The organism is Xanthobacter sp. ZOL 2024 (assembly GCF_052932325.1).
Genome location: NZ_CM128808.1, coordinates 4,396,061 through 4,408,373, shown reverse-complemented (window position 1 = coordinate 4,408,373; position 12,313 = coordinate 4,396,061). Strand labels below are relative to the sequence as shown.

11 protein-coding genes are annotated in these 12,313 nt (G+C 68.6%); 7 read left to right on the top strand and 4 right to left on the bottom strand.

What is annotated here, in order from left to right; all coding sequences use genetic code 11:
• Positions 1 to 78: 78 nt before the first annotated feature.
• The gene (locus tag ACU4E7_RS20230) at positions 79 to 528 is read right to left on the bottom strand and encodes a GNAT family acetyltransferase (RefSeq protein ID WP_238121271.1); all 450 of its coding nucleotides are present in this window, start codon (positions 526 to 528) and stop codon (positions 79 to 81) included.
• The gene (locus tag ACU4E7_RS20225; RefSeq protein WP_447019927.1) at positions 525 to 1,541 is read right to left on the bottom strand and encodes an L-threonylcarbamoyladenylate synthase; all 1,017 of its coding nucleotides are present in this window, start codon (positions 1,539 to 1,541) and stop codon (positions 525 to 527) included. Before ACU4E7_RS20225 ends, ACU4E7_RS20230 begins: the two co-directional genes overlap by 4 nt.
• Positions 1,542 to 1,713: 172 nt before the next feature.
• Here ACU4E7_RS20225 and ACU4E7_RS20220 point away from each other — a divergent pair, with 172 nt between their 5' ends.
• The 4 genes from ACU4E7_RS20220 (at position 1,714) to ACU4E7_RS20205 (ending at position 6,933) form a co-directional block, all read left to right on the top strand.
• On the top strand, positions 1,714 to 3,510 hold the full coding sequence (locus ACU4E7_RS20220; protein ID WP_447019926.1) for an acyl-CoA dehydrogenase: 1,797 nt from the start codon (positions 1,714 to 1,716) through the stop codon (positions 3,508 to 3,510).
• A 121-nt stretch (positions 3,511 to 3,631) separates the two neighbouring features.
• Positions 3,632 to 4,420 carry an alpha/beta hydrolase gene (locus ACU4E7_RS20215; protein WP_447019925.1) on the top strand — a complete coding sequence of 263 codons (789 nt, stop codon included), beginning with the start codon at positions 3,632 to 3,634 and terminating at the stop codon, positions 4,418 to 4,420.
• Between the two features lie 259 nt (positions 4,421 to 4,679).
• Positions 4,680 to 6,026: a cytochrome c gene (locus ACU4E7_RS20210; RefSeq protein ID WP_238121275.1), complete on the top strand. Its 1,347-nt coding sequence runs from the start codon at positions 4,680 to 4,682 to the stop codon at positions 6,024 to 6,026.
• Complete coding sequence (locus ACU4E7_RS20205) at positions 6,019 to 6,933, top strand: c-type cytochrome (protein WP_238121276.1); 915 nt, start codon at positions 6,019 to 6,021, stop codon at positions 6,931 to 6,933. The genes ACU4E7_RS20210 and ACU4E7_RS20205 overlap by 8 nt, the downstream gene beginning before the upstream one ends.
• Before the next feature lie 349 nt (positions 6,934 to 7,282).
• Here ACU4E7_RS20205 and ACU4E7_RS20200 read toward each other — a convergent pair whose 3' ends face one another.
• Both ACU4E7_RS20200 and pdxH read right to left on the bottom strand, forming a co-directional pair.
• Positions 7,283 to 9,079 carry a diguanylate cyclase gene (locus ACU4E7_RS20200; RefSeq protein ID WP_447019924.1) on the bottom strand — a complete coding sequence of 599 codons (1,797 nt, stop codon included), beginning with the start codon at positions 9,077 to 9,079 and terminating at the stop codon, positions 7,283 to 7,285.
• A gap of 439 nt (positions 9,080 to 9,518) precedes the next feature.
• Complete coding sequence (pdxH, locus tag ACU4E7_RS20195) at positions 9,519 to 10,160, bottom strand: pyridoxamine 5'-phosphate oxidase (RefSeq protein WP_238121278.1); 642 nt, start codon at positions 10,158 to 10,160, stop codon at positions 9,519 to 9,521.
• Positions 10,161 to 10,271: 111 nt separating this feature from the next.
• Here pdxH and ACU4E7_RS20190 point away from each other — a divergent pair, with 111 nt between their 5' ends.
• The 3 genes from ACU4E7_RS20190 (at position 10,272) to ACU4E7_RS20180 (ending at position 12,287) form a co-directional block, all read left to right on the top strand.
• Positions 10,272 to 10,673 carry an RT0821/Lpp0805 family surface protein gene (locus ACU4E7_RS20190; protein WP_447019923.1) on the top strand — a complete coding sequence of 134 codons (402 nt, stop codon included), beginning with the start codon at positions 10,272 to 10,274 and terminating at the stop codon, positions 10,671 to 10,673.
• Between the two features lie 110 nt (positions 10,674 to 10,783).
• Positions 10,784 to 11,743, top strand: coding sequence for a DnaJ C-terminal domain-containing protein (locus ACU4E7_RS20185; protein WP_238121280.1), 960 nt, complete (start codon positions 10,784 to 10,786; stop codon positions 11,741 to 11,743).
• A 94-nt stretch (positions 11,744 to 11,837) separates the two neighbouring features.
• Positions 11,838 to 12,287, top strand: coding sequence for a MaoC family dehydratase (locus tag ACU4E7_RS20180; RefSeq protein WP_238121281.1), 450 nt, complete (start codon positions 11,838 to 11,840; stop codon positions 12,285 to 12,287).
• Positions 12,288 to 12,313 lie beyond the last annotated feature (26 nt).

The following is a 12,313-nucleotide window of genomic DNA, read 5'->3' as shown; positions in this document are numbered from 1 at the left end:
GAATAGCATACTCCTTGGCCGCCGGCACAGCCTTGAGGCGGCTCAATGATGCCGCCTCTATTTCTCGTGGTGCGGCCTTCAGTCGAGGCGCTTGGAGAAGATCACGCGGGGCTCCTCGATAAAGCCCTCGCGCTCATAGAAGGCGCGGACTGCCGTATTCTCCGGCCGCACCATCAGCATCAGCTTGGGCACGGCGCGGGCTTTCAGCCAATCCTCGGCGGCGCGGCTCAGCGCCCGGCCAAGGCCCCGGCCCCGGTGGGTGCCATCCACCGCAAGATAATAGATCCAGCCGCGATGCCCGTCGTGGCCCACCATCACCGAGCCGATGACGGCGTCTTCGTGCCTCGCCACCAGAATGGTGGAGTGGGGCCCGCGCCGGGCCAAAGCGATGTCGGCCTGGGGGTCGTTCCACGGCCGGGTCAGCCCGGCCTCCTGCCACAGACGCACCAGAGCGGCGGTGTCGCCGTCCTCGGCATGGCCGACGGTGGGGGTGAAATCCGGCGCGGTGGCGAGGGCATGGGTGGTCATGACGGAGACTCGGTGCTGGAGGGGCGGGGCGCGGCGGCCCGGTTCAGACGATCGGCCATGGCTTCCCCAAGGCCCGTGCGCGGCAGTGGCACCACGGCGATGGCGGGGACGCCGGAGGCGTCGAGGCGGCGCAGCGCGCCGTAAAGGTGGGCCGCCGCCTGCGTGAGATCGCCGGCGGGGCTGAGATCCTCCACCACGGCGGCATTCTCGCTGCCCGGCGGGCGGGCGCCGGCGAAGGTCAGAAGCGCCTCGCCGGGGGCGACGCACTGGGCCTCAAGCCGCACGCGGGCGCGCGGCGCATAATGGGAGGCGAGCCGCCCAGGGGAGGCCGGGCGGGCGGCATCTTCGCTGCAGGCGGTGGCGAGGGGGGCGCCGAGCAGCGCCTCGATGGCCTCGCGGGTGACGCCACCGGGGCGCAGCAGGTGCGGTGTGGGCGTAGTGACGTCGAGGATGGTGGATTCCACCCCCACCGCAGTGGGGCCGCCATCCAGCACCAGGTCGATGAGGCCGGCGAGATCGCCCATCACATGGGCGGCGGTGGTGGGAGAGACGTGGCCGGAGCGGTTGGCGCTGGGCGCCACCACCGGCCCGCCGAAGGCGGTGAGCAGCGCCTGCGCCAGCGGATGAGAGGGCACTCGCAGCGCCACGGTATCGAGCCCGGCGCGGGCGAGATCGCACACCTTGTCACCGCCGGTGTAGGGCACCACCAGCGTCAGCGGTCCCGGCCAGAAGGCTTCGGCGAGGCGCCGGGCGGTGGTGTTGAACGCGCCGAACGCCATGGCCGCGGCCGCGGTTGGCAAATGGGAGATGAGCGGGTTGAAGGCGGGTCGCCCCTTGGCCGCATAAAGGGCGGCCACCGCCTGGGGATTGGCGGCATCGGCGCCGAGCCCGTAGACGGTCTCGGTGGGGAACGCCACCAGCCCGCCCGCCGCGAGGCATGCGGCCGCCGCGGCGACGCCTGCGGCATCGGCGGGAAGCTGGCGGGTGGGGCGGGCCGCGGAAGCGTGGGTCATTCTGGCCTTCATGAAACAGCACCTGCGACCAATGGGTCAGCACGTGCGTCTTGACGAACCGGTTGTATCGCCGCGAATTGGGGCCGGCCGGCGCCTGCGCTTAGAGCGCGGGCCGGTGGTTCGGTCAAGCCGCGCGACGCGCCCCGCGCCTGCGCCTGTCGAGGAGAGTGTGATGGCCTATCGTGCACCGGTCGAGGATGTGTCCTTCTTCCTGAAGACCTGCACCGCTTTGCCCATGTTGATGGAGCAGGGCCTCATCGATCTCTCCTTCGATGTGGTGGATGCGGTGCTGGAGGAGGCGGGCAAGTTCGCCGCCACTGCCATCGAGCCCTTGGACCGGGTGGCCGACAAGGAAGGCTGCAGCCTGAAGGACGGGTCGGTCACCACCCCCACCGGCTGGAAGGCGGCCTATACGGCGTGGGCGGAAGCCGGGTGGAGCGCGGTGACAGCCGAGGAGGAGTTCGGTGGCCAGCATCTGCCGACCACCGTCACCTCGGCGCTGACGGAATTCTGGAACACCGCCTCGCCCTCGTTCGGCATCGGCGGCGTGCTCACCATGGGGGCCATCGAGGCCCTGACCGCCCACGGCACCGCCGAACAGCGCAAGACCTATCTGGAGAAGATGGTGGCCGGCGTGTGGACCGGCACCATGAACCTCACCGAGCCGCAGGCCGGCTCCGATCTCGGCGCCCTGCGCGCCAAGGCGGTGAAGCAGGCCGATGGCAGCTACCGCATCTTCGGCACCAAGATCTTCATCACCTATGGCGAGCACGACATCGCCGAGAACATCGTCCACCTGGTGCTGGCGCGCCTGCCCGATGCCCCCGCCGGCACCAAGGGCATCTCCCTGTTCGTGGCGCCCAAATATCTGGTGAATGCGGACGGCAGCCTCGGTGCCCGCAATGATGTGTCTTGCACCGGCATCGAGCACAAGCTGGGCCTGCATGGCTCGCCCACCTGCACCATGACCTTCGGCGACAAGGGCGAAGGGGCGGTGGGCTACCTGGTGGGCGAGGAGAATCGCGGCCTCGCCTGCATGTTCACCATGATGAACAATGCCCGCCTGGCGGTGGGCATCCAGGGGGTCGCCATCGCCGAGCGGGCCACCCAGCGGGCGTTCGCCTATGCCAAGGAGCGCCGCCAGGGCAAGTCGCCGGACTACAAGGGCGAGGGCATGGCGCCCATCATCGATCATCCGGACGTCAAGCGCATGCTGCTGACCATGCGGGCCGAGACCGATGCCGCCCGCGCTATCTGCCTGATGACCGCCGACGCCCTCGACCGCTCGCGCCGGCTGGCCGATCCCATGGGGCGGGCCACCGCCCTGGCCGAGGCGAGCCTCTTGACCCCCGTGGCCAAGGCCTTCTCCACCGACATCGGCATCGAGGTGGCCTCCATGGGCGTGCAGGTGCACGGCGGCATGGGCTTCATCGAGGAGACCGGCGCCGCCCAGCATTATCGGGATGCCCGCATCTTCGCCATCTATGAGGGCACCAACGGCATCCAGGCCATCGACCTCGTCACCCGCAAGCTGTCGCAGGAGGGGGGCGACGTGGTGACGACCCTCATCGGCGATTATCGCGACATTGCCGACGAGGCGCATGCGCTGGAGCTGCCGGAGTTCGGCCGCATGGGCGAGAAGCTGGCGGAGGCGGTGGATTCGCTGGGCCGCGCCACCCGCATCATGCTCGATCGGCTGGGCGAGGAGAATGCCAAGGTGCTGGCGGGGGCCACCCCCTACCTGCGCCTGTTCGCCCGGGCGGCCGGTGGTGCCTATCTCGCCAAGGCGGCGCTCGCCGCCCACCGGGAGCGCTCGGCCGGCGGCACCGATCCGCGCCTTGCGGCCCGCATCGCGGTTGCCCGCTTCTTCGCCGAGAATCTGTGCCCGCAGGCCAAGGGCCTGGAAGACGTGGTGGAGCATGGCCATGCCAGCGTGCTCGAGTCGCAGAGCGTGCTCGGCCTCGACTGAGCGCGTCCAGCGGCGGCGCTTCGGCGTCGCCGCCGGGATCTGGCTGGTCGCCGGCGTGGGCTTGCGGGTGTCCGGAATGATTCCCGCTGTCATGATTCCTGCCCTAGTGATTCCTGCCCTAGTGATTCCTGCCGTCGCGGACGAGGTTCCGACACGCTGCGCGCCGGTGGCCGGGCCCATCGGCGCGCCACAGCTGTGCCAGCTGGCGCTGGAGGATGGCGTGCACCAGCGGGTGCTGGTGCTCACCCCGCCTGAGCCGCGCGCGGTTCTGGTGATGTTTCCCGGCGGCAGCGGCCAGCTGGGGCTCGGGAATGACGGCCATTTCGCCCACGGCGCCAACGTCTTGGTGCGCACCCGTGCCGATTGGGTGGCGCTGGGCTTCGCGGTGGTGATCGCCGATGCGCCCACCTCGGCGAGCCTGCGCGGCGCCCGGAGCACGGCGGCTTTCGGCGCGGCGGCACGGCGCCTCATCACTTTCGTCCATGACCGTTTCAAGCTGCCGCTGTTCGTGGTGGGCACCAGCCAGGGTGCTATCGCCGCCGTGAATGCGGCCGCCGATACGCCGACGGATCTGGTGGCGGGCGTGGTGCTGACCGAAACGGTGTCGCGCCGCGGCGGCAGCGGCGAGACCGTGTTCGACGCCCATCCCGATGGCGTCGCCGTACCGGTCCTGGTGGTGGCCAATGCGGCGGATGCCTGCCCGGTGGCCGCGCCCGAGGACGCGCCGCGCATCGCGGCCGCCTTCACGCGGGCTCCCCATGTGCAGGTGCTGAACGTCTCGGGCGGACGCCGCGGCAAGCGGGCCTGTGGTTCCCTCTCCCCCCATGGCTACTGGGGCATGGAAGGGCAGGTGATCGGGGCCATCGGCGATTGGATCGACCGCAATCTGCAGGCGCCCCGCGCCCCCTAGCGGTTCGCAGATGCGCCGTGCCTTCGGCCTCGCTCCTTTGATCGCCGGCGGCGCGGCGACCGCCCTGCGGCTTTCCGCCGCCATCTGGCCGCGTTGTCGCCGTATTATGGTCAAATTTTAAAATTTCTTATACATCAATATGTTGCGCGCACATAATGGTATTATAAGGCCGTTATCTGTAGGTCACACCCGTTGACCTGTCTCAATGCTCATATTTGAATAAGTGTAATTCTGCCGCCGTCTGACGAATGGTGAACGCATGAAAAAGCTTGCCGTCATCATCGTATGCGGCTTGGTGGCTCTCGGAGCCGCTTACGCCGTCGCGCTTTCGACCCCTTACTGGTTCGCTCCCAAGCACGACGCGCAAGTTGACATACATGATCCCCAACTGATCGCCCGTGGCGCCTATGTGGCCCATGCGGCCGACTGTGTCGCCTGCCACACTGCGCCGGGAGGCAAGCCGTTTGCCGGCGGCCTCGGCATGCAGACGCCGCTCGGCACCATCTATTCCACCAATGTGACGCCCGATTCCAAGACCGGCATCGGCGCCTATTCCTATGGGGATTTCGAGCGTGCTGTCCGGCGCGGCATCCGCCCCGATGGCACCGCCCTTTATCCGGCCATGCCCTATGTGTCCTACGTCGTGGTCAAGGACGACGACATCAAGGCGCTCTACGCTTACTTCATGAGCGACGTGAAGGCGGTGGCGCAGGACAACAAGCCCACCACCATGCCGTGGCCCATGTCCATGCGCTGGCCGCTCTCCTGGTGGCAGCTGCTGTTCGCCCAGCCCCGCACCTTCGTCGCCCAGGCGGGTGCCGATCCCGAGCTGGTGCGCGGCGCCTATCTGGTGGAGGGCCTCGCCCATTGCGGCGCCTGCCACACGCCGCGCGGCATCGCCTTCCAGGAAAAGGCCCTCGCCAACGATCCGGCCGGCACCTATCTGTCGGGCTCGGTGCTCGAAGGCTGGTACGCCAAGAACCTGCGCAATGAGGCCCGCGGCCTGTCCACCTGGACCACCGAGGAACTGGTGGACTTCCTGGGCACCGGCCGTACCGACCGCACCGCGGCGTTCGGCTCTATGGCCGATGTGGTGGGGCATAGCACCCAGCACCTCACAAAGGCGGACCTGACCGCTGTTGCCAAATATCTGAAGCAGCTGCCGCCCCGTCCCGGGCATGAGGTGGCTTGGAAGCCTGAGGCCGACACCACCACCGCCAAGCTCCTGGCCGGCGATTACGGTGCCCCCGGTGCCGCCGCCTATGTGGCCCACTGCGCGGCCTGCCACCGCATGGATGGGCGCGGCGCGCCGCGCATCTTCCCGGCGCTCAAGGACAATTCGATCGTGTTCGCGGAGGATCCCTCCTCGCTGATCCAGTTCACCTTGACCGGCGGCACCATGGCCAAGACGCCCCACGACGTGATGACCTTCACCATGCCGGGCTTCGCCAACCTCTCCAACCATGACGTGGCGCAGATCCTCACCTTCATCCGGAACAGCTGGGGCAACCATGCCGAGGCCATCACCGAGGACGAGGTGGCGCGGATGCGGAAGATCATCAAGGACAAGCCCGTCAACTACGTGCCCGAGGCTCACAATGGCTAAGTCGCTCAAGATCGCCGGGATCATCCTCGGCGTTGCGGTGGTGGCCGGTGCCGGCGCCTTCGCAATCGGGGCCGGGGGCACGCCGCTCAATGCGCCTCCCGAGAAGACCTTTCCCGTGGTGGACAAGGAGGGAAAGCAGGTCGGCGTCTATCGGCTCCCCGATGACACCTCCATTCCCTCCCTGCCCAATGCCGAGCTGGTGCTCTACGGCAAGCGGCTTCTGAACGAGACTGCCCGCCTGCTGCCAAACAACGTGGGCGACAAGCTCAATTGCAACAGCTGCCACCTGGGCGAAGGCAAGGTGGACAACGGCGCGCCCTATATCAACACCGTCAACGACTTCCCGCAGTTCAACCCGCGGGCCGGCCGGGTGGTGAGCCTGAAGGAGCGCATCAACGGCTGCTTCCAGCGCTCCATGAACGGCAAGCCGCTCGATCCGGACTCCCGCGAGATGTCGGCCATGATCGCCTATATGGACTGGCTGCGGAATGGCGTGCCGAAGGGCCAGCGGGTGAAAGTGGTCGGCGCCGGCCCCATCGACATGAAGCTGGTGCCGGATCCGGTGCGGGGTGAGAAGCTCTATGCCCAGCACTGCGCCACCTGCCATGGCGCCAATGGCGAGGGCATGAAGGGGGCCGATGGCACCTTCATCTTCCCGCCTTTGTGGGGGGATGAATCCTTCAACATCGGCGCCGGCATGGCCCGCCTGTACAAGGCGGCCGCCTTCATCAAGTTCAACATGCCGGTCAGCGTGAACCTCGACCATCCGGTGGGGCAGGGCGGCGTGCTGAACGACCAGGATGCGGTGGACGTGGCCGAGTTCTTCACCCACCAGCCGCGTCCCGACTTCGCCGGCAAGGTCAATGACTGGGCCAACGGCAAGAAGCCCAAGGACGCCCGCTACTGAGCGTGCGCAAAGCTGAGAAACGCAGCCGACGGCGCGGCCCTATGAGAGGGGACCGCGCCGTCGGTGTGTTCAGAGGCGCGTATCCCAAGCCCAGCCTTCTCAAGCTCGGCCTTCTCAAGCCCAGCCTTCTCAAGGCAGGCCCTACTCGCAGGCGTCGGTCCCTGGGGCCGTCATGCTGGAGCTGTGCCGTGTTGGAGCGGTGCAAGGTGCCTTTGGTGCATGGCCGGCAGCGGTGGGGCCGGGTGTGTCAGCGGCACAAGCCCGTGCCGCAGACCAGAGGCGGGCCCGCAGCGGCGACGGGGCGCACGGGGCGGTGCGCGGCATGTGTGGTGCAACTGGCGCATAGGGGTCAGGCGACCTTGTCGCTGCCCTTGCCCTCGCCCAGCATGCCCAGGGCGCGCCAGGTGTTGCGGCCGGCATCCTTGGCCATGTAGAGGGCGGCATCGGCTTCCGCCACCAGCGCCACCAGGTCCACCATGGACTGGGTGGCCACCGCCATGCCGATGGAGATGGACGCCGGCAGCACCAGGCCTTCGCTCTCCACCGGCCGCGACAGGTGGGCGTGCAGGCGATCGGCCAGCGCGGCGAATTCCTCCGCCGTCTTGCCGGTGGCCACCACGGCGAATTCGTCGCCGCCGAACCGCGCCGCCATGTCTCCCGCGCGCAGCGCCGATTGCAGGCGGCGGGCGATGGTGGTCAGCAGCAGGTCGCCGGCGATGTGGCCGTGCACGTCGTTGATGCGCTTGAAATGGTCGAGATCCACCAGCAGCACCGCGAACGGCAGGTCGTCACGGGCGAGGCGTCGGCGCGCCTGCTCCATGGCGCGATCGAAGGTGGAGCGGTTGGCGAGCCCGGTCAGGGGATCGTGGCTGGCGGCGTGCTCCAGAGCGGCTTCCAGGTGCTTCTTCTGTGACACGTCGGTGATGGTGCCGACGATGCGGACCGGCTGGCCCTGCTCGTTGCGCTCGACGATCTTGCCGCGGGCAAGCAGCCAGACGTGGGCGCCATTGCGGTGCCGGCCGCGCAGCTCGCATTGGTAGAGGCTGTGGCGGCCTTCCGCATGGTCGCGGAACGCCTGCACCGCGATCGGCAGATCCTCAGGATGAATGAGCTCGCGGAAGCGCGACAGGGTGGGGGCGTCGTCAAGAGGCGTGTAACCGAGCATGCGATAGGCCCGGGCGCTGAAAAAGATGGCGTCGCTGGGAATATGCCAATCCCAGATGCCGTCATTGGCGCCTTCCAGCGCGTAGGAGAGCCGGCGCTGGTTTTCTTCAAGAGCCTCCTGCTGCTGGGCGCTGCGCGCGGTGATGGCGGCGATCAGCAGGGCGGGGCAGGCGGTCAACACCAGGCGCACCTGCAGCTGGACCAAGCCGAGCAGGTCGTTGGCGAGGGCCGGCAGGCCGAGATGCATCAGCCGAAACACCGCGAGGCTGATGGCCAGCGCCGCCACCGCCAGCGCCGTGGGCCGCAGGCCCAGGCGAAACGCGAACCACAGCAGCACACAGGTGGTGGCGTCGAGAGGCAGGCTGCTTTGGGTCATCGCGAGCACGGCGATGAGGGTCGCGAGCGCGAGGCTCGCTATTGCCATCTCCAGCCGGAAATACCGGCGGCGCGTGTGCGCGACGGGGGCGGGGGCCAGCAGCAGGGGCGGCAGCAGCAGCAGAATGGCGGCGGTGCTGGAGCTCCAGTATTGCAGCACCGTCAGCCCCACCTCGGCGTTCCGGGTCCAGGCCGAGACGACGCCGGCCACCAGGGCGCCCGGAACGGTGGTGACCACCGCGATGGGAATGAGACCCGCCATCTCAGGCACGTCCAGGCGGGCGTTGGCATCGAGCCCCACGCTCTCGCACCACCAGGCGGTGAGGCCGAAGGAAAAGCCGGCGGCCGCGGCGGCGGCGAGGGTCATGACGATGCTGTCGCCCAGCAACTGGTGCACGAGGCCGGTGGCCAGGACCACGGCGAGGGTGGACCAGCCCAGCCGTCGGCCGACGAACAGAAGGTAGGTTCCCACCGCCACCGCATTGGCGGGCCAGATCAGGGGATCTTGTCCGCCATTGCGGGTTGCGCTCAGCAGCGCCAGCAGCAGCAGCGCGTAGAAGGCGCTGAACAGCACCACCTGCAACGGTCCCGAGGGAACGGGGGACAACGGAGCAGGGCCCGCGCTTGACGCTGCTGGCGCCGCGGGCACGACGTCAGCAGGCATTGGGCGTTGCGGGCCGGTCGATGCGCCGCCCGTCCCGGATGCGCCCGCAGGCGCGCTCCCGGAGGCGCCGCCGGCCACAGGGGCCCTTGCAACGCCGTCCGGCGCGGATGCCGGTCGCGCTGCGCTGAATGCCATCGGCCTCGGTTCGTTAGGGCGCATGACCACGTCTTCTTTGCGCCTGTGTTCCTCGACGGCCCTGCTGCTCGCCGCCGGCCCGGGCGCCGCGTGCAGGTGCCAATGCCGAAGGCATCACCTGCTCGTGCGCGGAAACGGCGATGGTCAAGAGCTCGTCAAAGTTGCGTTGCTCCACCCTGGTTAGGACCATTGTTGCCACGAACCGTTGCCAATGCAAAGCCTCGGGGCTATCCGCGACGGTTGTGGTTCAGGGATACAGGCGGGTCTTGCTCCAGCGCTCCCCCGCTGCGGCACGGCGGAAGACGATGCGGTCGTGCAGCCGGAACGGGCGATCGTGCCAGAATTCGATCTGCACCGGGCGGATGCGGAAGCCGGTCCAATGGGGGGGGCGCGGCACGCTGCCGAGGGCGTATTTCGCGGTGGTGGCGGCCACCGCCGCCTCGAGCGCGAAGCGGCCTTCCAGCGGCCGCGACTGCCGGCTGGCCCAGGCGCCGATCTGCGAGAGGCGGGCCCGGCTGGCGAAATAGGCGTCGGCCTCGGCGTCGCTCACCCGCTCCACCGGGCCGCGTGCGCGCACCTGGCGATGCAGGGACTTCCAGTGCATCACCAGCGCCGCCTTGGGGGTGGCGGCCAGCTCCTGCCCTTTGGCGCTTTCCGTGTTCGTATAAAAGACGAAGCCGTCGGCATCGGCATGCTTGAGCAGCACCATGCGCACGTCCGGCAGCCCGTCGGGGTCGACGGTGGCGAGCGCCATGGCGTTGGGGTCGTTGATCTCGCTCTTCTCGGCATCGGCGAACCAGGACGCGAACAGCCGGAAAGGCTCGTCAGCGTCGGTAAAATCACCAGTTGTTAAGGGGTTCTGGGGTTCCATGGTGGTGTCCGTCGTCATGTGGAGCCCCTCGTGTCTCGCCGAATCCCGGTCGCCCCGCCATTCGGAGGGCCGCTTCCTTATAGGGGCACTGCGTGTGTTCGCGAAGTCCTCCGCATCGGCGTTGGCGCGATGCTGCTCGCCGCGGCCCTGTCCTGCGGCGCCTGTAGCACGGCACCGCTCGGTGACGATGATCTGACCACCGGCTCCATTACCCCGCGGGCGGCGAGCCTGCGTGAGCCGCGCGGGTCGGCGCCGCGGGGAATCGCCGCTGGTGATTGGCAGCAGGCCAAGCTCGCCCTGGATCAGGCCCTGGCGTCCGGCGAGCGTGACATCAGCGTGCCGTGGGAGAATGCGCAGACCGGGGTACGCGGCACCGCGACGCCGATCGGCACCGCGCGCGCCGGCGGGTGCCGCGACTTCATGATCGCGGTGGTGGATGGCAAAACCACCGATCGCTGGGTGCAGGGCGAGGCCTGCCGCGCCGAAGGCGGCACGGTGCTCAATCAGGTGCGGGTGCTGGGCAGCGCGTGACGTCGATTGTTGCGCGAACCGGGCCATGACCCCGTTGCATTTTCCGCGCCATGGACCCACATCTTGAACGCGGCTGGCCGCTTGAGCGCCGGCCGGCGAGGTGAGATTTCATGCGTGATCCATACGACGTCCTCGGCGTCTCCAAGACCGCCGACGAAGCCGAGATCAAGCGCGCCTATCGGCGGCTGGCGAAAAAGCTGCACCCTGATGCCAATGTCGACGACCCCAAGGCGCAGGACAAGTTCGCGGAGCTGAACACCGCCCACGAGATCCTGGCCGACAAGGAGAAGCGCGGCCAGTACGACCGCGGCGAGATCGACGCGGAAGGCAAGCCGCGGGCGCCGGAATTCTCGGGGTTCGGTGGCGGCCGGCGGCAGGGGCCGGGCGGCTTTTCCGGTTTCGACGGCGATACGATTTTCGAGAGCTTCTCCTTTGGCCCGGAGGGCGCGCGCCGCACGGGGCGGCGCGGCGCCCAGGGGAGCGGCTTCGAGGATATCGGCGACATCTTCGGCTTCGGCCGGCAGCGGCGCAGCGCCGGCGGCGGCTTCGCGCCGCAGCCGGGCGCCGATACCGAGATCACCCTGCCGGTGAGCTTCGAGGAAGCGACCCACGGCGCCAGCAAGCGGGTGGGCCTGCCCAACGGCAAACAGCTCGACCTCAAGATCGCCGCCGGCACCCGGGAAGGCCATCGCATGCGCCTCAAGGGGCAGGGCGAGCCGAGCCCCATGGGTGGTCCGGCCGGGGATGCCTACGTCACCATCGCCTATGCGCCGCACGCGACCTTCACCCGCGACGGCGACGATCTGCGGCAGGATGTGGACGTGCCCCTGGCGGACGCGGTGCTGGGCGCCAAGGTCCGCGTGCCCACCCTGTCGGGCAGCGTGGAGCTGAAGATTCCGGCCTGGACCTCCGGCGGGCGCACCTTCCGCCTGCGCGGCAAGGGGCTGCCCACGGCGGCCGGCGGCCATGGCGACCTGCTGGTGCGGACCAATCTTGTGCTGCCGGCGAGCCATGATCCGCAGCTCGAGGAGCTGATGAAGAAGCTGCAGACGGCCGACGACAAGGCCTGAGGGAACCCGGCCCGGCGGCGGGCCATGGGGGCGCTTTCCACGGCGGCGCGGGCGCACTACAGTCCGCGCCCCAATCCCGAACAATGGGGCGCCCATGTTTCTTGAACTGCAGAATCTCTATTTTGAGGATCTCACCGTCGGGCGCACGGAGCGCATGTCCAAAACGGTGTCGTCGTCCGACATCGTGGGCTTTGCCGAGCTGACCGGTGATCGCAATCCCATCCACCTGTCGCAGCATTTCGCGGCCAAGACCCCCTTCGGCGGGCGCATCGCCCATGGGCTCTATACCGCCAGCCTGATCTCGGCGGTGCTGGGCACCCGCCTGCCGGGGCCCGGGGCAGTCTATATCTCCCAGACCTTGAACTTCCGCGCGCCGGTGCGCATCGACGACACGGTGGATGTGGAGGTGCGGGTGGTGGAGCTCATTCCCGAGCGTCTGCGCGCCCGCCTGTCCTGCATCTGCTCGGTGAAGGGCGAGGTCGTGCTCGACGGCGAAGCCTGGATCAAGGTGCCGTCGGTGAAGACACCGAAGAGCAACGCTTAGGTCTGACCGCCATTGGAGCCCGCGCC